Source organism: Salinimonas marina, from assembly GCF_015644725.1.
Taxonomy (GTDB): Bacteria; Pseudomonadota; Gammaproteobacteria; order Enterobacterales; family Alteromonadaceae; genus Alteromonas.
The window spans coordinates 2,689,051-2,711,850 of record NZ_CP064795.1; the positions used below are offsets into that span (position 1 = coordinate 2,689,051).

At 47.2% G+C, this 22,800-nt stretch carries 18 protein-coding genes and 1 other RNA gene; 2 read left to right on the plus strand and 17 right to left on the minus strand.

Annotated features, from left to right (window positions below):
* Window positions 1-383: 383 nt before the first annotated feature.
* The 6 genes from IT774_RS12020 to IT774_RS12035 form a co-directional block, all read right to left on the minus strand.
* Window positions 384-3,272 (minus strand): TonB-dependent receptor domain-containing protein, encoded by a 2,889-nt coding sequence (locus tag IT774_RS12020; RefSeq protein ID WP_195809980.1) that lies wholly within the window; start codon window positions 3,270-3,272, stop codon window positions 384-386.
* Between the two features lie 1,111 nt (window positions 3,273-4,383).
* Window positions 4,384-7,317, minus strand: coding sequence for a TonB-dependent receptor domain-containing protein (locus IT774_RS12025; RefSeq protein WP_195809981.1), 2,934 nt, complete (start codon window positions 7,315-7,317; stop codon window positions 4,384-4,386).
* Window positions 7,318-7,786: 469 nt separating this feature from the next.
* Window positions 7,787-8,866 carry a TonB-dependent receptor gene (locus IT774_RS17490; RefSeq protein WP_232364976.1) on the minus strand — a complete coding sequence of 360 codons (1,080 nt, stop codon included), beginning with the start codon at window positions 8,864-8,866 and terminating at the stop codon, window positions 7,787-7,789.
* A 47-nt stretch (window positions 8,867-8,913) separates the two neighbouring features.
* Window positions 8,914-10,338, minus strand: coding sequence for a TonB-dependent receptor plug domain-containing protein (locus tag IT774_RS17495; protein WP_232364977.1), 1,425 nt, complete (start codon window positions 10,336-10,338; stop codon window positions 8,914-8,916).
* A gap of 9 nt (window positions 10,339-10,347) precedes the next feature.
* Window positions 10,348-10,704, minus strand: a complete 357-nt coding sequence (locus IT774_RS17500; RefSeq protein WP_232364978.1) for a hypothetical protein — start codon at window positions 10,702-10,704, stop codon at window positions 10,348-10,350.
* Between the two features lie 235 nt (window positions 10,705-10,939).
* On the minus strand, window positions 10,940-12,031 hold the full coding sequence (locus tag IT774_RS12035) for a tryptophan 2,3-dioxygenase family protein (RefSeq protein ID WP_195809982.1): 1,092 nt from the start codon (window positions 12,029-12,031) through the stop codon (window positions 10,940-10,942).
* A gap of 97 nt (window positions 12,032-12,128) precedes the next feature.
* Between IT774_RS12035 and IT774_RS12040 the strand changes: the two genes are divergently transcribed.
* Window positions 12,129-12,401: a late competence development ComFB family protein gene (locus tag IT774_RS12040; RefSeq protein ID WP_195809983.1), complete on the plus strand. Its 273-nt coding sequence runs from the start codon at window positions 12,129-12,131 to the stop codon at window positions 12,399-12,401.
* Between the two features lie 15 nt (window positions 12,402-12,416).
* On the opposite strand, the gene ffs is transcribed toward IT774_RS12040, so the two are convergent.
* Window positions 12,417-12,513: signal recognition particle sRNA small type (gene ffs, locus IT774_RS12045), an RNA gene on the minus strand.
* Window positions 12,514-12,592: 79 nt separating this feature from the next.
* A complete protein-coding gene (locus IT774_RS12050; protein WP_195809984.1) occupies window positions 12,593-13,651 on the minus strand; it encodes a Glu/Leu/Phe/Val dehydrogenase in 1,059 nt (352 codons plus the stop codon).
* Between the two features lie 190 nt (window positions 13,652-13,841).
* On the opposite strand from IT774_RS12050, the gene IT774_RS12055 reads away from it, so the two are divergent.
* On the plus strand, window positions 13,842-14,309 hold the full coding sequence (locus tag IT774_RS12055) for an Lrp/AsnC family transcriptional regulator (protein ID WP_195809985.1): 468 nt from the start codon (window positions 13,842-13,844) through the stop codon (window positions 14,307-14,309).
* Between the two features lie 16 nt (window positions 14,310-14,325).
* Here the strand turns inward: IT774_RS12055 and maiA are convergent, their stop codons facing one another.
* From maiA to pspA, 9 genes are all read right to left on the minus strand, one after another.
* Window positions 14,326-14,988, minus strand: a complete 663-nt coding sequence (gene maiA / locus IT774_RS12060; protein ID WP_195809986.1) for a maleylacetoacetate isomerase — start codon at window positions 14,986-14,988, stop codon at window positions 14,326-14,328.
* A gap of 19 nt (window positions 14,989-15,007) precedes the next feature.
* Entirely contained in the window at window positions 15,008-16,021 is a 1,014-nt protein-coding gene (locus tag IT774_RS12065; RefSeq protein ID WP_195809987.1) for a fumarylacetoacetate hydrolase family protein, read from the minus strand.
* Window positions 16,022-16,042: 21 nt separating this feature from the next.
* On the minus strand, window positions 16,043-17,185 hold the full coding sequence (locus IT774_RS12070) for a homogentisate 1,2-dioxygenase (RefSeq protein WP_195809988.1): 1,143 nt from the start codon (window positions 17,183-17,185) through the stop codon (window positions 16,043-16,045).
* On the minus strand, window positions 17,178-18,284 hold the full coding sequence (hppD, locus tag IT774_RS12075) for a 4-hydroxyphenylpyruvate dioxygenase (protein ID WP_195809989.1): 1,107 nt from the start codon (window positions 18,282-18,284) through the stop codon (window positions 17,178-17,180). The genes IT774_RS12070 and hppD overlap by 8 nt, the downstream gene beginning before the upstream one ends.
* A gap of 203 nt (window positions 18,285-18,487) precedes the next feature.
* Window positions 18,488-20,044, minus strand: coding sequence for a transcriptional regulator TyrR (gene tyrR / locus IT774_RS12080; protein WP_195809990.1), 1,557 nt, complete (start codon window positions 20,042-20,044; stop codon window positions 18,488-18,490).
* An 80-nt stretch (window positions 20,045-20,124) separates the two neighbouring features.
* Entirely contained in the window at window positions 20,125-20,934 is an 810-nt protein-coding gene (gene phhA, locus IT774_RS12085; RefSeq protein ID WP_195809991.1) for a phenylalanine 4-monooxygenase, read from the minus strand.
* A gap of 220 nt (window positions 20,935-21,154) precedes the next feature.
* Window positions 21,155-21,613, minus strand: coding sequence for an envelope stress response membrane protein PspC (gene pspC / locus IT774_RS12090; RefSeq protein ID WP_195809992.1), 459 nt, complete (start codon window positions 21,611-21,613; stop codon window positions 21,155-21,157).
* The gene (gene pspB, locus IT774_RS12095) at window positions 21,610-21,849 is read right to left on the minus strand and encodes an envelope stress response membrane protein PspB (RefSeq protein ID WP_195812288.1); all 240 of its coding nucleotides are present in this window, start codon (window positions 21,847-21,849) and stop codon (window positions 21,610-21,612) included. Before pspB ends, pspC begins: the two co-directional genes overlap by 4 nt.
* Before the next feature lie 87 nt (window positions 21,850-21,936).
* Window positions 21,937-22,608: a phage shock protein PspA gene (gene pspA, locus IT774_RS12100; RefSeq protein WP_195809993.1), complete on the minus strand. Its 672-nt coding sequence runs from the start codon at window positions 22,606-22,608 to the stop codon at window positions 21,937-21,939.
* Window positions 22,609-22,800 lie beyond the last annotated feature (192 nt).

Below are 22,800 nucleotides of genomic sequence, written 5' to 3' on the forward strand. Positions count from 1 at the left end.
TATAGCTCACCATCGCCACCCGTTATGGATATGCAGTGTTGCAGATCGTCAATGGCAGGCTGATAGGCCCCCTGCGAAAACCGGCTGGCAGCCCGAAAACGTAACAGCATTGGGTTGGTGGGATTACGAAGGAGCAGCTGTGCTAATAATCTATCGAGATTAGCAAAGTTCTTTGTTACTAGGCATTGTTGCAGTCTGTTGAGAATCGCATTACCTGACGTCAAAGCTATGCACTTTTTGTTATTAAGCTTTACCTTATACTATCTAAAAATTAACCAATTACAATACTTCCTTAGGCTAGTTTTTGAGCTGACTTGTTCACTTAGGCTTTTGATAAACAAAAAAAAGGCTCCCACTGGGAGCCTTTTTCAATTAGTGATAGATTAGAATGAAGCTGCGATTCTTACGTAGTACGTACGACCAAATACATCGTATGTTGCAGGATAAGTATTCGCTTGTTGATCGTTGTCACCGATGATAGGTGGCTGCTTATCAAACACGTTGTCGATACCTGCGGTTACACGGTAGTTTTCGCCCAGGTAATAGGTACCTGATGCATCAAAATAACTGTGTCCATCAATCTGTTCAACGGTGTAATCAGTGCCATCGTCGTCGTCGTTCACTTCGCCCACATAACGCCACAATAGCTGACCAGTGAAGTCATCAATGCTGTACTTAACCGTTACCCGGTGTTTGTATTCTGGCAATGGCTCCAGACAATCAGCGCCAAAGTTACCGGCACATTCGATTGGGTCAGCACCTGGGAAGGCTTCAAAGCTAGACTCGTCGGTATAGGTACCCAGGTAATCTAAACTCAGGTTGCCCGGCCCCGCATCAACGTTGTAGCTGGCGATAAGGTCAATACCAGACAGTTTTACCGATGCCGCGTTTTGCGACGCATCAGCTACAAAGTCAATAGATCCGTCAGGACGACGATTTACCGCATCACAGTATTGTGAACCTACACCACCGGCACTTGTGTTATAACACAGGTTAAGAATGTTATTAGTACCAACCACTGCAATCGCATCTTCAATTTCAATGTCAAAATAATCGATACTGAAAGTGAAATCTTCAAACGGGGTAACAACCATACCCACTGTCAGTGTTTCAGCTTCTTCTTCTTTCAGGTCCGGGTTGCCGCCAACTTTGGTGCGAACCTGGCCTGAAGCCGGATCGATTGCCGAGCCAAACAGCACATCTTCTGGTACACCGGTGGCCTGACACAAGGCGGCAAGTTCGGCACTTTGAGATGCTGGTGCACCTGACGCAGAACATGGATCCGCGGCACCCGGGAAGTTTTCACCCGCTGGTGAGAACAACTCGGCAATATTAGGCGCACGAACTGCCGTGTTGAATCCTGCACGGAAACGTAAGTCGTCATTCACAGCCCATGAAGCACTGATCTTATAACTTTCTACCGTTCCTGCTGTGCTGTAGTCAGCAGAACGATATGCCAGTTCCATGTCAACCGACTCAGCAAATGGCAGACCGTATAAAATTGGCAAATAAGCTTCTGCATACCACTCAGAGGTTGAGTAACCACCGGCTACAGGAGGCGCGCCATTAAAGCCGGCAATAGTGCCCGCCGCTAAATCCTGTGAAGGTAAGAATTCGAAGTCTTCGCTACGGTTCTCATAACCAATCGCAATACCTACCGGACCACCTGGCAACTCGAACCATTCACCAGAGTCACCGGCGATACTACCGCCCCACATGATTTGGTCAAATACCGCTGAGGAAGAAACCGCGGTGCGCAGGAACGCCGCTGCATCTGGTGAAATATTACCTTCACCGAAGATATTTAAAGGCGTACAACCGAGGGTTGAACCATTTGCTGACGTATCGGAACATGAAGGGTTGCCGTCGGCGTCAAGCACAACATTGCCGGCTTCATCGGTTTCAAGTAATAAAGCCTGATCAAAACGACCACGGTTGACGTTACCCAGCTGGGCTTCTGTCTGGGTTACCTGACCGGTTTGATAGAATACATCATAGGTCCAGGCTGACTCACCAAAGCTACCACGCAGGCCAGTAACCATCTGATAAGACTGGAAGTTACTTTCTGAGCGGCGTGGACCCACTTCCAGCATACGACGACGAACCAAAGCTGTCGCTGTATCTGCGATGCCATCACCGTCGGTATCAACATCATCACCAATGCCGTCAGAAAGAGTCTGCTGAGCATCAGCTGTTAAAAACGGGTTGCCATCCAGGGTAAAGGTTGAGGTCTGGAAAATAGGCGTGGCCGCTAATTGCTGCGGTACATTGCTGTCGGTAAACATTGCACGGGCATAGATTTCGGCATTGTCAGTAACATCATATGAACCCAAAGCGGTAATCTGATGACGTTCCTGAGGAAGCTGAATGTAGTTAACCGGGGCGAAGTTATAGAAATCGTTAACCTGACCACTAGCTACGAACGGACGAAGGCTACCATCCTGGTTGAAGATAATACCCGGCGAGCCTGGGATGCCATCGGAAAGCCCACCTGCAAAAATTGACGTACCTGGTACACCAGAAGAACCGCCTGGCTCCAGACCACCCGCGCCATCGTCAAACTGAGCAACAGATGCAAAACCACGATCGCCCTGGAACAAATCGCTACGGTCGGTGTAGTTGATGTTGAAAACCACATTACCTTTACCGTCTGCAAAATTGCCACCAATAGTGAAGTCCGCATTCCAGATTTCCGCATCGCCCTGTTCTGTTACTTCGTAACCTGTGGCAATGTCAACGCCTTCAAAATCATCTTTAAGAATGAAGTTAATAACACCAGCCACCGCGTCAGAACCGTATACGGCTGATGCGCCACCAGTTAATACTTCAACATCTTTAATCAAGGCGGTTGGAATAGAGTTAATATCAACCGTACCACCAGCGGTGGTAGGAACCGCACGCAGGCCATCAATCAGAACCAAAGTTCTGTTAGTGCCCAGACCGCGCAGATCCACCGTTGCGGTGCCGTTACCCGGGTTATTAGACGTTCGGTCTAGTCCAGGAACAACCTGAGGAAGCGTATTCAAAAGTGATTCGGTGTTAACCGTTGCGGTAAGCTCAAATTGCTCTTCACCTACCGTTGCAACCGGTGCATTAGAAACAAAATCGACTTTACGGATACGCGAACCCGTTACGGAAATCTTTTCTACAGCTTCTTCAGCTGTAACGTCTTCTTGAGCTACCGCCATATTTGTAGAAAAAATGGCAGCTGATGCTGCGCCGAACGCACACGCCAGCTTCACTGACTTCGCCAGTTTATTATTTGTAAACATGTATTGTCTCCCTGGACCACCAAAACATTATGCTCAGTGTTTATAATATAAGACGTTAAAACGACTTTTTATTCGTTAAGGCACTAAACCCTGAGGTGATAATAACCACATCGGCTTGATGCGGTCAACTACCATTGTTCTGGGATGAAATAAAAGTTCCATTTTTTTTTGTGTTTTTTTTACGCTTTTAATTAATAAGATGTTAATAGTCCAACTTTCATTCGAGCGAATATATGAATAAAGCGTTAATAGCTTGCCGTTCAGAATAGCGCCTCCAAGCATTACAAAAGAATTTTTATGCGAATTTTTTCGATTTCTATCGCTCACTGGCTGCAAGGTACCTACTCCCCATCGCCGTAATGCTGGGTTCTCCTATACCCTTTAACAAATTAAAAACATATATTGTTGAGCAAGAACGAAGAAGCTGGTAATGACGTCCTTTCCCTAAACATTTTTTCCCATAAAACCTGCTTTGAAGCCCATGCAGTCAATACGGATCTTGAAAATATCCACAAATGACCAGGCCGAAAATTGTCTACCTTGAATATGAACGCTCATGATTAACGCCGTAGTGACTAATCAGTAAGTGACAGCATGAGACTCAGGCTCGTGTACCGTAACCAATTTGCCTACGACTAACAGATTAGGCCAATGCTAAACCTGCGGCTAATAATGTGAGAATGCTTCAAGACAAGTTATCCGTAGTGGGGGCTGTAACTCTGGTGGGGGCTCCGGGTGCAGCCGGTATTGTGCGAGTACTATTTATGCTTTATTGCATAAGCTACTACCAAGCTTTAGTGGCCTTTAACTGTTTCGGGGTAGCTATTCATTGAGTTACCTCAGGTAATCCGCTTTTTAACAGGCACAGGTTATGGGTTTACTGCCCCGCCAATCACACGCTGGGACCGTCCGTCAGTTATGGCGACTTAATTGGCAGGCTGATACTTTGCCAATGCAGGATCGATGAGTGACTCAATAAGAACACCCCATGGTCTGCGGTAAATCATTGCAAAAGCAATAGTAGCTGCACCAAAAAAAATGCCAGTCAGGTAACTGGCTGGCATTTGTATTTATTGTAAAGCAACGAGATGCTCTGCCCTCAGACCACTATTTAAAACGTGGCACGAACACCAACATAATACTGACGACCGATTGGGTCATATGTACCTGCATCTGTTTCAGTACCTGTATCACTGCCAGCAATACCACTCAGAATAGCCGGTGGATCATTGTCCAGCGCATTATCTACACCGCCGTAAAACTCGAAGTTATCGGTGGCAAAATAGCTAACCTGAAGATCAACATAAACCTCTTTACCGATTGTGACGCTTTCTGGCTCGAAACCGAAGCCTGCCAGGAACTGGTCATCAATTGCAGCTTCACCAATATAGGTCGTATTTACATTTACAGAAATATCTTCGTAAGTGTAACCCAGGTACAGGCTCCACTTATGCTCAGAGGCACCAACTTCACCACCAAACGGGTCAGCTGCTGCATTTGGCAACGGAATAGTTTCTCCGTCAATCAGATAAGTGTAAGCCAATTTGCTGCGGAACGTACCGTTCATGATTTCAGTGCTGTACTGAGACGTAATATCAACACCTTCGGTGTTGAAACCACCAGAATTTGTTACACCACTGTCGATAAACTCGATAGAACCGGCACTGTTGTTACCTGCGTCAGTTGCACGACGAGTTACAAAGTTACAGAACGAACTATCGCCGCCACCATAACACTGGTCAAGAATAAACTGACGTGGTGTAGATACAATCGCATCTTCAATCTCAATATCGAAGTAATCGATGGTAAAGCTCATGTCTTCAAGAACTTTGATGCCACTGTTATCTGGGGTAATGATCATACCAATAGTGGTAGACTTACCCTTCTCTTCCTTAACATTCGGGTTGCCCAGGTTGAAGCCACTGATACCCTGAATGTCAGACTGGTTTAGGGTAAATGTGCCGCCATTAGCATTAACATTATCCTGCACACCTGGCGCCGCCAGACATGCGTCAGTCAGTTCACGGGTACAAGGATCGGTCAGACCAGATGGGAAGGTTTGCGATGGTGGCGCGAATAATTCGGAAATATTGGGCGCACGAGTTGATTGTGCCTCGATAGCTCGTAAACGCAACCAGTCTGTCACTTCCCACTCTAAACCGTAATTGTAACTTGTAGTACTTCCTACGGTTGAGTAATCAGATGCACGGTACGCACCGCGAGCGCTCAGACCTTCAACAATCGGTACATTCGCTTCTACATAGTATTCAGTAACATCAAACTCACCTGAGGTGGCCGGAATGGCGTTACCCGCATTCAGACCGGCTTGCTGCAAGGCATCAAACTCATCGCGGCTGGTTTCTTCACGATATTCAAAACCAGCAGCAATACCTACATAACCAGCTGGTAATTCAAACAAATCGCCAGAGATGTTGGCACCAATAACTTCCTGAGTTAACGAGGTGTTCAACAGACCCGGTGCATTTACATACGCCGCGGCTTCTGGTGTGATTGAGCCATTGCCCCATACATTGATAGGTACACAGCCAAAACTACGGGCAGTGGCATCAATACATACTGCTTCGTCAGTAATACCGTCGGCATCAAGGTCCAGGTCATCTGAAACCGCTTCAAGCGCATAACGGAAGTTTTGTACGTTTACCTGACCAGAAGACACCTGAGACTCGTTGGTTTGACCATAGATATAATAGGTTTCATAGAACCAGTCATCAAAAATAAGACCTTCCATACCTACCGTGAAGCGATAAGTGTCACGCTCAGCTACGTTACCGCGTGCAGCGATGCCAGCCAGTCGCTTAGCGAAGAAATAATCCCGCAGGCCGTCACCATTGCCATCTGTGCCTAACCCGGCAATGCTGTCTGGAACAAACGGGTTACGTAAAAACGCTTCTTCGCCAGTGGCAGTGTTGGTTACATTAAACTCATAAGGGACCAAACCATCGGCGTAAATATCATCAGAGGCAAACGGAAATGGTTCTAGTTTGGTTTGTGTTTTGGTTGAAGCATAGGTGCCTTCAAAGAAAACACTGTGGTTGTCAGACAATTCATAGTCACCCAGGGCAGCAAACAAGTAACGTTCGGTGGGGATGGCAATGGTCCGGAATGCACTACGGTTAAAACCGTCAGCGGCATTATCAGCGTCACCATTAGTGCTGAAGCTGTCTTTTAAATTATTGTCTGAATCAAATGTGTAACGTGTGCCACCTAAGTCGAAACGACCCTGAGGCGGGAATGACGAGAAGAATGGACGCACCGGGTTAAAGATATCTTCAGGTTCATTAGTAAAATATACATTAGAAAGCTGATCCACTGCGCTACGATCACGGTCGCGGCTAAATACTGCCCCTTCATCTGAATAGGACAAATGGAACATCATGTTGCCTTTGTCCGCGCCGATGCCCGAGGTGATATTAAAGGTACGCTCAGTGGCGTCGCTTTCAGCTGACTCACCGTATTTAAGATCAACTTCAACACCTTCAAAGTCGTCTTTTAAGACAAAGTTAACCACACCGGCAACCGCGTCAGAACCATAGACTGATGATGCGCCACCCGTCAGAATTTCAACACGTTCAATAAATTGCGCAGGAATGGTGTTCAAATCTACTGAAGAGCTACCAGGAACACCTGAAACATAACGGCGACCATTGACCAGAACCAAGGTTCTTGAGGCGCCCAGGTTTCTTAAGTCAACTGTGGCAACACCAGCACTTGAAGTGCTGAAGTTTGAGTTAGTGCGGCTGATGCCTGGCGAACCAAATGCTGGGTTTTGTAACAGCAGTTCCTGAATATTGGCTACACCTGCAGCATCGATGTCAGATGCGTCAAATGTTTGCAATGGTGAAGGAGATTCCAGGCTGGCAGAACGAATCCGTGAACCTGTGACCTGTATTTTTTCTACCGCTTCTTCCTTTTCTACTGCAGCATCCTGGGCATTGGCCAGTGCTGAAGAAAACAGTGAAACCGAAGTTACACCAATAGCGCATGCCAGCTGGACTGACCTAGCTAGCTTATTATTTTTAAACATGTTCGTCTCCCTAGAACGTAATAGCACGATAAAGTGCCTTGGTTTGTATGTTGCTACAGCAACTATTTATTCATTATAACTTTTGGTTGGCGCTAAATAATAACCACATTGTTCACATGGGGTCAATCGACTAAAGAACATGTTCAGTAAAAAGTTCCATCTATTTTTGTACTTTTTTTGTGAAATGCGTTTCATACACGCTAAATATAGGCTGCGTAAGGACATTTTATTGTAAAAAAAAGCTACATAGTCCTATGCGGCATTTCTCATTGGATCTTTGCTATATAGAATAAATATGCAGTTGTTTAACCGCCGCATTCAGTGTTCCCTTTACCTTTACCATGAGGTCGTTTTATTACCAGCAGGTGATTTGAAAGCATGAGCAAAAAAGCCCAGCTAATAATGCTGGGCTTTTTACCTGGTTCATCAGTTATAGAATCAACCTTATGAAAGGGCCTACCTTAGTTGCTTATTCAAAGCGATAGATAACCCCTGCATTAAAGCGTCTGCCGACCAAATCGTATAATGGGTTAAAAGTATAACCTGCCGGTACCTTGTTAAACACATTTCGGATGCCGGCGTACACTTCCAGGTTTTCACCAAAGTAATAATTTGCTGCCAAATCATGGGTCCAGATAGAGCCAATGTAGCTAATGTCTACATCTTCTTCGCTACCTCCGTCAGGGGAGACGTCAAACAGTGCGCTGCGGTCAATAAAACGACTGGTGTAGTTGAACTTCCAGTTGTCTAATCGATAATCAACACTGGTTCTGAACTGAAGTTCAGGGTCACCAACTTCACCGACTTCAACATCAATTTCATCTGGACGATTTTGGAAGGCAAACTCTTCTAATTCATCGACATAATTACCCTGGATGTTAAAACGAAGCTCACCCGGTAAATCATATTGAGCTAAATCCGTGGTATACCGAATTTGCATTTCAAGACCTGAGGTTTGCAAAGCCGCAGCATTGACAAAGCCTGAACGAACCAGCTCCACATCAAAGTTCTCATTTCGATCAACCTGTGAACAGAACGCGGAATCAGGGCCACCCGTGGCATCGACGCAATTATTGACGATATCCTGTGCATCAACATCAGTGATAGCGTCAGTAATTTCGATATCGTACCAATCTAAAGTGATAGACAAATTCTCAACAAATGTCGGCTGCCACACTACACCAAAAGTGCGAGATTCACTTTCTTCAGGTGTTAAATCGGGATTACCGCCAGATAGGGTATCCACACTTACATTATCATTTGCTTCGAAGCCTTCTGGTATGCCAAGCGCCATACAGTTCGCACGACGATCTTCATCCTCATCAATATTATCGGCATCACAAGGAACTGATACACGCGCAAAACCTGGAGATATAGGGCTAAATGCTTCGTCTACGTTCGGTGCACGAACTGCTTCACCCACGGTTCCTCGTAAACTAACCTGTTCGATTGGAGACCATAAAAAGCCAATTTGCCAAGCATCCGCGTTTCCTGCGTGAGAATAGTCGGCAGAGCGGAACGCGGCATCCACAGATAACTCTTCCGCCAAAAATACACCTGACAGAATTGGGAGACGAGTCTCAATGAAGAACTCTTCTACATCATATCCCCAGACGAGTCAGGGGTTGCCGCGCCGGTGTAAAAACCAGCTTTGGTGAATTCATCCGTAGTTGTCCGAACGTCTTCTTTGCGGTGCTCATAACCTAATGCAAAGCCAATTGGGCCGCCAGGCAATGTAACAAACTCAGCAGTATCAAAGGATACCGTGGCGCCATACATTTCCTGAGTAAGTTGATCTTCGCGCGTTACATCACCTGAAATAAAGTCATAAGCCTCTGCACTGGCATTGCCAAACCCGAATGGGTTAAACGGTACACAGTCGCCACCGTTTACGGCAGCTGGATCTTCGTAATCATCACCCTGCGCTGACGCTACCTGGCTACGACATGCGGCTTCTCCGGTCTCCGGGTCTATTACTGAATCTATCGCAGCATCAAGATTTGTAGGAATCAAATCATTAAGGGTACGACGCACGTTAGATGTTTCGCCGTAGGTATAATAGGTGTCGTAGTCAAAGTCTGTATCGGACAGCGTAAAGTAACCCTTAAAGCCTGAAACAATACGGTACAAACGTCGATCATTGGCCGCAGAACGGTTACCTATATCGTCAAAGAAACGTGCCATTGATACTTCGCCGGTTTGGCCTGCATCAAATAGTTGCTGACGGGTAGCATCGTCCAGATACGGGTTGTCGGTAGCATTGATGGCGATATTGCCAAATCGAAATGATGGCTGGAATTGCTGCTCGATATCTTTATCAACGTATTTCATATCCCCATAAAAACGGATGTTGTCGGTAAGGTCATAACGATAGGTACTGGCTAAAGTTAAGGTGTCCTGTGCAGGGATATAGTTTTCGTACCGGTCAGGAAAGAAAACCGTGTCGTAAGCTTCGTCAAAATTACCAAAGGCGAAACTGTTGGTGCGGTTTCGTTCGACCTGAGTGATGCCAGTACCGTCCGGAGTAAAGGTAATGCGCGGATTCCCTGAGAATGGGTTTAGAACACCAAATGCATTGATCATTTCGGATCCTACATTTGGAACTCTGAATTTATCCGGAATACCGTCGTCTTCTCCGCCGTCATCAGGATTGTTTACCGTACCGATAAATTGAGATTGCTGGAGATTAGGTTTTAAGACTTCAGATATTGAGCTTTTTTCCGCGAAAAATGTAACATTACCACGGCCATCTTGGGAGGTAGCCCCGGCTAAAATGCTAAACGCAGAATTTTGAGTGCCTACATCCTCTAGATCCGAAGCATGTGAATAACGCGCCTCAAAACCTTCATAGTTATCTTTTAGGATTACGTTGATAACACCTGCTACCGCGTCTGAGCCGTAGATAGCTGAAGCACCGCCGGTGATGACTTCAATGCGGTCAATCATTGCGGTAGGGATGGTGCCCGTATCAACCGCGTTAGAGAATGGCGAACCTGCAACGTGACGCTTGCCATTTACCAAAGTTAGGGTTCAAGTTGCACCTAGAGCACGTAAGTCGGGTGAGCTGATACCTGCATTGGCGTTACTATTGTTATTACCAATCAGGGTGCTGGCGGCTCCGATAGCCGGCAGCTCAGCCAACAGAGTTCCCAGATCGGGGGCACCGAAACGCTGAATTTCGGCAGCATCGATAGTCACTACAGGCGCTGGCGTAGATAGTTCTGGCCGGGCAATACGTGAACCGGTAACTGAGATTTTTTCGACGGTAGCTTCACTATCTTTGCTATTTTCTTGAGCGAATACATTGCCTGAAGATAAAAGCGCCACAGTTGAGCCAACCGCGCACGCGATCTTAACTGACGAAGCCAGTTTAGAGTTTTTAAACATGAATTGTCTCCCTGAAAAGCAAAAACGTCCATTTTGCTTTTGTCTATTATGATATTTATTATTGTCCAATTAGGGCGAGGGTTTTGTTCCTTCCCGCCCTATTATAAAAACCATAATGGGAACAAATTTTCAACAACAAACACATATATTCTCGTAACGACGAGTAACATTTTGTGCACAGCCTGAAGATTTAGCTATAACTCGATCAACTTATGCTTATCGCCGCCAATCATATTCATTTTTTCTTATAAAATCCAAAGTAATCTTTTACCTGCTCTGGCAACGGTGGCAACATATCTTTGGGCAACAAAAAACTCGCTGCATTGAAAAAATCGACAAAAATTCGATTAGAGTCTGTGGTCTTTTTGAGATACTGATGACCTGATGAGCCGCCGGTGCCTATTTTTGTGCCAAGCATGCGTTGCACCATCATCGCATGGCGGTATCGCCATATGGTCAATTTTTCATCAATTTCAGTTAGTGCAGTAATCAATTGGAATGGCAGATTAAAAATAGGTTCTTCAGGATATTGCTTGATGAACAGCATGGCCATCATCGCCTCGTGATTTAACCGAAAGGTGCCGTCTTCATTCAATTTCCTATACGCATTTTTATCAAACAATGCCGCAAAGCTTTGGCGGGTAGACTCGAGATCTTTAAGCTCCTGACGTTTTTCTTTATCAGAGAGCGTTTCGTTATTTTCGATAATATTTTTATCTGATTCCAGACAGTCGTCGGAGGCGTTTTTGAAGTGTTGCCAAAAGGCAAATTCGTCTTGTTCCATTAATGGCATGCGGGCCAGCCATTTTTCGACCAACTCAAATAAGCTTGGCTTGCTTTCCAACTCTTCCAGAATCTGGCGATCTTCTGCGGTTAAACGGTTATAAAAGCTTTGTTTGTCGAAGTCGATTCGAAACTCGCGCTTTAAGCCTAATGATATTTCCAGCCGCTTAAACTGAATGGATTGAAAACCGGAGGCCGGTACCAGGTAATCACGAAACGCCAGAAACTGTTGGGGCGTTAGGGTTTCCATTACGCTTATCTGGTCGTTCAGTAATTGCTGGATTTGAATGATTCGATGCAGTCGGTGGACCACCTCAATCAACGCATTGTCGGGAATTTCGTCCTGATTAAACACGGTAATCACCGCGTTCAGCTCATGCAGAATTTGCTTAAACCATAACTCGTAAACCTGATGCACTATTACAAACAACATTTCGTCGTGGGCGGGGTCGCCATAATTGGCGCTTTGCATTTTCTGGGCGCCCAGAATCTTGTCCAGTTGTAGGTAATCACCATAATAAACAGGGGTTTTGTTGCGTTTCATAATTCTGGCTTCTTGTTGTTTTAGGTACACTTAGTCTACCATTTATGATACAAGAATGAGGCTTTGAACTAACAAATAATTAACAGGGAAGCGCGCAATGAAGTTGCATGATGATATTCACAATTATTATGAGCATCTGGTCACTGAACACATTGAACAAAAAGGCCTGGACAAACTTTACTCGGCGGATTATCTGGCTGACATCTGTTGTCTGGCGCTAAACCAGGTTCCGCCCCGCTACATTCGCTATGAGGTAGATATGGCGTTTTATCTGCCACAAAGTGAGCGTCGTCAAATGGAAATGAATGTGAGCCATGCGGTTGAAAAGGCAGTGGGTTTTCTTAAGAGCCAACCACAGGAGAAAAAATAGAAAAGGTGGGTGGCGGGCTTCCAGCCACATCTCGGCACATGAGTCGTCTGCTGCGGCTGCTCCCTTCCAGGCCTGACCGAGTTCACAAAGTATCACTGCAAGAGGACCAAAAGCCCACCATTGAAACGCTGGTTTGAAAGCATTCGCTTCCTAACCAGCGGCGCGCATTATGACGTCTTGTTTACTAAGTTTCAACCCTTGATTGCAAATCGCTCTTCGGCAATCACATTGGCAACCCGGTTAGTGGCTTTTTGTTCCTTATCAGCTCGGGTGAAGATTTCATTCAGGGTCTCGCCAATACGCTCAATATGTTCGCGCATCGCCGAATCAGACGAGCTCTCCATACGCTGATGATAGATATCGATAACGCCGCCTGCATTAATTACGTAATCGGGGGCATATAAGATGCCTTGCTGCTGCAAAATATCGCCCAGCTCTTCACGTGCCAGCTGATTATTGGCCGCACCGGCAATCACTTTTGCCTTGATGGTTGGCAAGGTCTCATCATTGATTGAGGCACCCATGGCGCAAGGCGCCACCACATCCACATCCAACGTATAAATCTCTTCGGGTGCCACGGCAGTCGCACCCAGTTCAGTAACGGCCCGCTCCACACCTTCAGGATAAATGTCGGTAACAAATAATTCGGCGCCCGCATCTTTTAAATGCTTAGCTAAACGGTAGCCCACATGACCCATGCCTTGAATCGCCACCTTTACGCCCTGCAGATCCCGGTTCAACTTGTACTGAACCGCTTCACGCAAACCCACAAACACCCCATAAGCGGTGGAGGGCGCCGGGTTGCCGTCGGGCTTTTCGCCGGCGATATGATATTGCGCTTTGACCCCGGCGATATACTCAGACTCTTCGGCCATGATTTGCAGATCCGTCACCGCGATACCAGAGTCTTCTGCGGTAAAATATTTACCTCCTAAAGAGTCGACGAATTTGCCCATGGCGGTCATCATTTCTGGTGTTTTGGCTTTACGAGGGTCGCCGATGATAACAGATTTTCCGCCGCCAAGATTTAAATTGGCCATCGCCGCTTTATAGGTCATGCCTTTGGATAAACGCAGCACATCCGTTAACGCTTCGGAACTATTAATATAGGGCCACATCCGGCACCCACCCAGGGCCGGGCCCAGGTTGGTATTGTGAACGGCAATAATGGCACTCAGGCCGGCCTCTTCATCGTGATAAAATGCTACGTGCTCGTGTTTATCAAACTCTGGGTGATCGAAAACCGCCATAGACCCTCTAATATGTAGAATTTAGTTTACGCAATGATAGCGAAAAGCACGGAGGATATGCCTTGCGAAGTTTGTTAATGGTTTTAACACCGTGAGATAATTTTTCTACAATTGAATATCCGCTAGGACGTTTATCCTATAAAGTTTTTTATTGTATAATGAACATCATAATTGGTTGGACCAGACTAGAATGAAATTAGATAAATTTGACCGCGAAATTTTGCGGGTCTTGCAGTGCGATGCCACCGTATCTATGGCTGACCTTAGTCAGAAAGTAGGTCTCTCGCACACCCCCTGCTGGCGCCGTGTAAAGCGAATGGAAGCCGAGGGCATAATCCTGGGCAAAGTGACTTTACTCAATAGTAAAAAGCTGAATCTCGGTGTTTCTGTATTTATTTTTGTAACCTTAAAGAATCATGATGGGGACTCACTGACTGACTTTGAACAGGCCGTGCAGTCAGTGGATGAAATCGTGGAATGTCATACCACCAGTGGTGAGAAGGATTACCTGCTCAAAGTGGTGGTAGAAAGTATTGAAGAATACGAAACCTTGCTAAAAGCCAAGCTGACCCATTTGCCGTTGGTAGACCACTTAAGCTCCACCTTTGCGTTAAAACAGGTTAAAAACACCACTGAGCTTCCGATCAAACAACAATAACAGCACGCATCATGCGTTACGACCCGGGCGGCGCGTCGGGCTGATTTTCAGGCCGTGCCGCCACAAAGGCCTCAAGTTGTTCGCAATTGCTGACCACTTTATGAATTTGTGGATAGGTTTCCAGATTGATACCAAAGCGTTTAGCGTTGTAAGCCTGCGGGACCAGACACACATCCGCCAGCGAGACGGCAAAATCAAAACAGTAGTTGCCGGACTGAGTGGCCAGGCGTTGCTCCAGCGCACTAAAGCCTTTATGGATCCAGTGGGCGGCCCACTTTAGCTGCTCGGGTTTCGCCACCCCAAACTGCGTTTCCAGTGCCTGCATAACCCGCAAATTCCCTAACGGCTGAATATCACAGGCAATGTCCTGCGCTAATGCCCGCACCCTGGCCTTTTCCAGCGTATGGCAAGGCAACAACCTGGTGCCCTGATCATATCGCTCGTCAAGATATTCAATAATGCTAAGAGATTGATTTAAGATGATGTCCTCATCATCGTCCGCCAAAGTGGGTACCAGCGCGGCAGGGTTGAGCTGCAAATAGTGCTGTTGATGCTGCTCGCCGCCCTGGTTCACAAGGTGAATGGGCACATATTCATACTCAAGCTGTTTCAGGTTCAGGGCAATGCGAACCCGGTAACTGGCAGTAGAACGCCAGTATCCATACAGTTTTAACGCCATAAACAGGTGCCTTCTTTACTTATTTTTTGTGCGGTTTAAGTTGCTGTTCAATGGTGCCAAAAATATTGTTGCCGGCGGTATCCAGCATCTCAATTTTGATTTTGTCACCAAATTGCATGAACGGGGTTTTGGGTTTGCCATCACGGATGGTTTCGATCATGCGCACCTCGGCCAGACACGAATAACCCAACCCGCCATCTTCTACTGCTGAACCATGTTCGGTGCCCTGTTTATTGGAGACCGTTCCTGAGCCAATGATGGCTCCGGCACCAAGATTACGGCTTTTGGCAGCATGGCTAATCAACTGGCCAAAATCAAAGGTCATATCCTCGCCGGCTTCAGGCTTACCGAACAACTGACCATTATAAGTAGAGCGCAACGGCAGGTGTACTTTGTTGTCATGCCAGGCATCACCAAGCTCATCGGGTGTCACCGCCACCGGTGAAAAGCTGGAGGCGGGTTTTGACTGGAAAAAACCAAACCCTTTGGCTAGTTCTCCTGGGATCAAGCCACGTAAAGACACGTCATTCACCAGCATAATTAATCGAATGCGGCTGGCGGCGTCTGCTGCAGAACATTGCATAGGCACATCATCAGTGACCACTGCCACCTCGCCTTCAAAATCCACACCCCACTCATCACTGGGCAATAAGATATCGTCACAGGGGCCGATAAAGTCGTCACTGCCGCCCTGATACATCAGGGGATCGCTCCAGAAGCTTTCTGGCATTTCCGCGCCCCGGGCTTTGCGCACCAGTTCCACATGGTTTACATAAGCACTGCCATCGGCCCATTGATACGCTCTGGGCAGCGGCGATTCACACCGGCTTTGAACAAACTCTTCATGATCGGTTTGACGATCATTTAAGGCTTCGTAGCGCTGGCGAAGTGGTCCTTCAAGCTGATGCCAGTTATCCAGCAAATGTTGCATGGTGGCGGCGATATCCGGTACCGCGCAGGTTACCGCTAAATCCCGGGAAACCAGCATTAGCTGGCCGTCGCGGGTATCATTTTTATAGGTTGCTAACTTCATAGGTATCTTTCTCCTCTGGCGCTATTTTTCGCGCCAGCTATAAACATATTCCGGGTTTTCAACCGCGTAAGCGGCCGGGCCTGCGGTAAGCGCATCACGGGTGTCCAGCATTACCGCGACTTCATCGGTAAAGGTTTTTTTATGGGCCCGGCCGGCCGCAAAGGCTTTTGGGTGCGGGCCGTGGGTAAACCCGGCTGGATGAAACGTGACCATGCCTTTTTCGATGTTATCGCGACTAAAAAAGTCACCGGCGTGATAAAACAGCACTTCATCATAATCATCGTTGTTATGATAAAACGGGACTTTCAGCGCGCCGGGGTCCGATTCTATCGGTCGGGGCACAAAGGTACAGACCACAAAACGGGCCGCCACAAAGGTGGTATGCGCAGAAGGCGGTAAATGATAGCGATGACTCATCAATGGCCGGATATCCCGCCAGTTCAGTCTTACCACAGACAGGTCGCCGTGCCAGCCGATGGCATCCAACGGATTGTACGGATAGGTAATCAACGAACATTGCTGATGGCGCTTAACTTCTACCTGCCAGCGGTTTTCATCCTGCTGGTCCAGAAAAACATCGTTGATTTGGGGGGTATCAAGCACCGCAGGGTCGAAGATAGCATGACCTCCCACCATCCCTTTTTCCGGTAACTGGTAGGCATCATTGGTGGCTTCAATCATCAGCACCTGCATCGCTGTCGACGGTACCAGACGCCACATGGTAGAACGGGGAATGACCACATAGTCGCCATCGCGTACATGCAGATGGCCGTAGTCACAGAAAAGCTCACCTTCCCCTTCGTGGATAAACAATAATTCATCGCCGTCGGCGTTGCGGGCCAGTTTTGTCATCGCTTTGTTGCAATGCCACAACCGGTACTGGCAATGGGCATTGCTCAGGATAAGCGGCGCATTGAACGGGCTGTCACAATCCGGTTTATGATCGGTACTCGCTAATTGATTCAGATCAAATGCCCGGGGCCGCAACGGTCCTTCCCACTCGGTCCACCCGGTAGGGGCGTGTTTATGGTGCATGTGTGTGGCAGGGCCGAAAAAGCCATTGCGGCCAAGCTCACGCTCATAAATGCCCTCTTCGGGAAAATCAGCATGGGCCTGGCGTGAATGGGTGCCCTGCGCGGTAGGAAACCGAACCCAGTTACGCATCTTGCTGCTCTTGGGTGATTACGCCACGACGGATTTGGTCTTCTTCAATGGACTCAAACAATGCCTTGAAGTTGCCTTCACCAAAACCTTCGTTGCCTTTTCGCTGAATAATTTCAAAAAACACCGGACCGATGACGGTATCAGTGAAAATTTGCAGCAAAATACCGTCTTTCATGGGCGCGCCATCAATCAGTATCTTCAAATCCTGCAGCTTTTCCAAATCTTCTGTGTGTCCTTCTACCCGATCATTGACGGCTTCGTAGTAAGTGTCCGGCGTGTGCATAAACTTCATGCCACGTTGCTTCAAATCCGCCACGGTCTGGTAAATATCATCTGACGTCATCGCGATATGCTGAATGCCTTCGCCATTGTATTCGCGAATAAATTCTTCGATTTGTGATTTATCGTCAGACGATTCATTGATAGGGATACGAATCTTGCCACACGGAGATGTCATGGCTTTACTGACCAACCCGGTAAGTTTGCCTTCAATGTCGAAATAGCGGATTTCTCTGAAATTACCCAGACGTTCGTAAAAGTTGGCCCACACGGCCATATTACCGCGACGCACATTGTGCGTCAGATGATCCACCACCGTCAGACCCGCATTCGCTTTGCCCATACGCTCAGACGCATCATCATAAAAGTGAAAGTCCACTTCATAGATATTGCCGTCCTGATAACGATCGACAAAATACAGGGTACTTTCACCAATACCGTAAACCGCCGGGATATTAAGCTCCATGGGACCTAAGTTACCGGTAAATCGCTTCGCCCCATTTTCCAGGGCATGGTTTAAGGCCTTGGCAGCGTCTTGCACTCTAAAGGCCATCCCGCAAACACTCGGGCCCCGTAGCCGCGCAAACTCAGCAGCCTGCGAAGTCGGCTCTGCATTCACGATAAAATTAATATCGTTTTGCTTGTACAGCCAAACCTCTTTGGATTTGTGTTTGGCTACCTCGGCAAAGCCTAAGGAGGAGAACAGCTGCTTTAATGCATCAATACCAGCCTTATCGGCGGCGGTGTATTCCACAAACTCGAAGCCGTCGGTACCCAATGGGTTGTAAGAAAAATCAGTTTTAGCCTGTTCCTGAGACATAATAACGCCTTAATTATTTACAATGTATTTACACACTAAACACCAAAATAACGATGCTGAAAAGTTTTTGCTGCGAATAGACAAGGGGTCAAGGACGGTATAGGTGTATAGAAAATTTGCCACCTGATAAAAGTAGCAAATAGAGTGGTGTAGAACGCCTGTCGTGGGGCGACAGGCGTAAAGCAAAACTGACTACTGCGGAATTAAAACTTTACAGTGGCTTTATTGATGCCATAGTCCCGTAACTTATTGGCAATCGCGGTATGACTCAGGCCCAGTTTTTTAGCCAACTGGCGGGTACTGGGATAAGAAGGATAAAGACGCCGCAACAAATCCCGCTCAAATTTTTTCACTTCCTCATCCAGCGTGCCTTCAAAGTTTTCATCGATGTAGGTCATGCTGGGGGCACAACTGGGCAGCTGGATATCTTCTTTTGTGATTTCTTTGCCATCGAGCAGAGACAAGGCCCGGAACAAGGCATTTTGCAACTGTCTGACATTACCCGGCCATGGATATTGCTGTAAAAACTCCACACAGGATTTACTGAGCTTGGCCGGCCGCCGGCCCAGCTTCGAGCTATGCTGAACAATAAAAGCTTCTGCCAGTGGCACAATATCCGGCTTGCGCTCTTTTAAAGACGGCATGACCAGACTCAGCACATTTAGTCGGTAGTACAACTCTTTACGAAACTGTCCTTCTTCTACCAGTTGTCCCAGATCCCGGCAGGTGGTGCAGATAAAGCGCACATCAATACACACCGGGTTGTCATCCCCTACCCGGCGGAATTCACCATGCTCCATAACCCGCAGTAATTTGGCCTGCAGCTGGGTCGACATATCGGCAATTTCATCCAGCAGTAAGGTGCCACCTGCCGCCAGCTCTAACAAACCGGCTTTGCCTTCGGGCTGATTGAACGCCCCCGCGGCATAACCAAACAGTTCGGTTTCGGCCACACTGTCTGGTAACGATGCGCAGTTTAACGCCAAAAACGCTCCCTCATTTCGACGACTGGCCTGGTGACAAGCTTTGGCAATCATTTCCTTGCCGGTACCGGTTTCACCAAAGATCAGAATCGGCGCATCCAGGTCCGCAATTTTGCGGGCTTCGCGTACCGTTTTTGTCATTGCCGGAGAATGGGTAATGAAATGATCAAAACTGTCCGGGTCGCTTTGATGGAAAGCCGTAAACTGCTGACCCAGCCGCATTTCCGATTTAAGCAATACCACCGCCCCGGCGATGATCGTGCCGTCTTCGCCATCAGGGACATGGATAGGCAATACATCTGCCAGATAATCCTGCTGGATAAACTGCACCTTGATAGATTGCGGTCGAATATCATCGGCTTCAATCCAGCGCTGAAAGTTAAAGCCGGTCACCCACTCTTCAACCTCAGTATGTTTTACCTCAGCCAGGCTCAGCTCCAGGCCACTGGTTACCGCCTCGTTACACATGAGAATGTGGCCACGGGTATCAATCGAAAACACCGGATCAGGCAGAGTTTGTAAAATAGCCGAAAGCTGGTTGCGCTCTCGCTCGGCCGGCATGAAAGGGGTGGTTTTAACATCGTCGATGCCTTCAATCCGACGAATTTTTGGCATCAGATGTTGAAAGTCAGCGAATTCAATATTGGGAAAATTAAGAAAAATCTTGCCGCCCACATCAATTTCAATACCGCGTAAATCGATTTCATGGGCGACCAGGATATCCAGCACGTCCTGAGCAATTCCCAGTCGGTCCTGACAGCATATTTCTAAACGCATAGCTCACTCTGCATGTAAAGTATATTTTACAGAGTATCACAGGCCTGTAACATGTGAAGCGTTTTTTCGTCTTAAACGATTTAGTTCTGTCCGCTAGCCTGCTTGTCTTTCGGAGGAAAGCGCGGCTCGAATAAGCCCATGGTTTTTGCTTTTTCCACCAGCGCCATAATGTCCTGCTCAGCCAGCGTAAACAGATCGTCAAATTCGGGCAAAATATAATACAGCGGCTGCATAATATCTATGCGATAAGGTGTGCGCAGGGCGTCCACCGGGTCCAGGGGTGCACGTACCGGTTTATCACTTTCCAGCGAGTACACCGTTTCTCCCGGTGAAGACAGAATACCGCCACCATAAATACGCAGGCCCTCCTGGGTATTGACCAAACCAAACTCCACCGTGAACCAGTACAAACGCGCCAGATAGACCCGATCTTCCTTACTGGCATTAAGCCCCAGCTTGCCGTAGGTATGAGTAAAGTGGGCAAAAGCCGGGTTGGTCAGTAACGGGCAGTGCCCATACACCTCGTGAAAAATATCCGGCTCCTGTAGATAGTCAAATTCTTCCCGGGTGCGGATGAAGGTGGCGACCGGAAACTCTTTATTGGCCAGCAACCGGAAAAATTCAGAAAAATTAATCAGTGCCGGTACTTCGGCAGTTTTCCAACCCGTTGCCTGTTGCAAGCGCTTATTCAGATCGGGTAACTGCGGGATTTCATGCGCACTCAGCCCGATGTATTCCAGACCATCATGGTATTGCTGGCAGGCCCGTCCCTGAATAAGTCCCGCCTGACGTTCATAGAGCTCAGACCAAATCTGATTTTCCTCATCGCTCCACTGTATATAGCCCTGAGCGTCAGATTCTCTTGACTTGTAGCCAGTTGACTTTGCCATACTTACGAACCTTTCAAATAAATCTATAATTGGTACGAATCAGTTTATCGAAATCGTCAGCAGACAACAGTGATCTGAAAAACTCAATGCTTCATCCTGGCGTAACATTTATTTTACAAGCGATGGGGAAGTGCTTTAAAAATCAGGTCTTTTGCGCAAGGCGATACAGGTCATATTTATAAAAAAACCGCCCGGGGCGGTCTTTATTATTACCTGAGCGTTACAGGCGATTAATCTCACGATTCAGCAAAAACTCACGGGAGGTTACGTGTTTTTCCATTTTCCGTAATCGCTGTTCATTGTCGCTAAAACGTTCGGTTAAGCGGGTCAGCACCTGACCGGGCGGCTGCCCAGCCTGCCAGACCTTGGTTTTCACTTCCACACTGCTGTCGTGGTCACTACTTTCATTCTGGCTTTGACTATTGCGCCAGCCCTTCCCCGAGGTTTGGCCGTTGCTATAAATCGGCTCAGCATCCAGATGCTTGGGTTTTTTCTCCAGGATAAACCAGCAGGCAATGTAACCTACAAAAATGAACGGCCCTGCCAACAGAAAAAAGGCCGTAACCACCAGGATGCGAACCAGCCAACGCTCTAAACCAAAAAAGTTGGCTATCCCGGCACATACGCCAGCAATCTGGCCATGCTCGGTATCGCGATAGAGTTGACGATTTACCTTCATGCGCGGTTTCTCCACTCAGGAGCCTCACTGTCCAGGATGGCTTCAAGGGTTTTGATGCGTTCAGCCATGGTGTCCGCTTTTTTCACCAGCTCTTCCAATGCCGCATGCTCTTCCTGACTAAGCCCCTGATTGATATTCTTTTTACTGCGATAATGCAAAATAAGCCAAATCGGTGCCACCAAAATCATGAACAGGATGATAGGCGTAATTAACAGTCCTAGAATTGCTTCATCCATCATATTTTTCCTCCATATCGGGTGAAATGCTCACCAGATCAAACCGGCCTGCCACTGTGAGCAAAGTGGCAGGCGACGGCCGGCAGCTTATTCGGCTGTCTTATTTTGTTGAATTTTTGCTTTCAAAGCGGCTAATTCTTCATCAATCTTATCATCAGACTCTAAATCAGCAAACTCATCCTGGAGGGTCTTTTTGCCTAAATCGTAGGCATCAACCTGCGACTCCAGATCATCTATTTTACGCTCATACTGTTCAAAACGCCCCATCGCCGCATCAACTTTACTGCTATCCAGCGTACGTTTAACCTCAAGCCGCGAGCTGGCGGTTTTCTGACGCATCAGGATGGTTTTCTGACGTGCTTTAGCGTCGGCCAGTTTTTCCTGCAACTGACCAATATCTTCCTGCAGTTTGCTAATCTGCTCATCCACTACATGCAGTTCCTGGCTAAGCGCCTGAGCTGCTTCGGCCGACTTTTTACGCTCCTGCAACGCAGCCCGCGCCAGGTCTTCGCGTTCTTTACTCAGTGCCAGTTCTGCTTTGGCAGACCAGTCACTGGCATCTGCTTCATACTTGGCTATCTGAGCAGAAATCTCTTTTTTACTGGCCAGTGTTTTCGCCGATGCCGAACGTACTTCAACCAGCGTGTCTTCCATTTCCTGAATAATCAGTCGCACCATTTTTTCTGGATCTTCTGCTTTATCCAGTATTGCATTAATATTTGAGTTCACTATATCGGTGAAACGCGAGAAGATACCCATAAAATTTCCTCTGACTCATGTTAGGAATAGTGCTTAATGCACTTACTGGTATAACACTATTCAATTTGCTTGCCACCTAAGCCAATAATTTAACCTACTGAATTGAAAGACTTTTAATTGTGCAATTAATCGTCGTTTCTGGTTTGTTTTTCATCTACACTATTAATTGGTCGAATTGGCTAACTTTGAGGA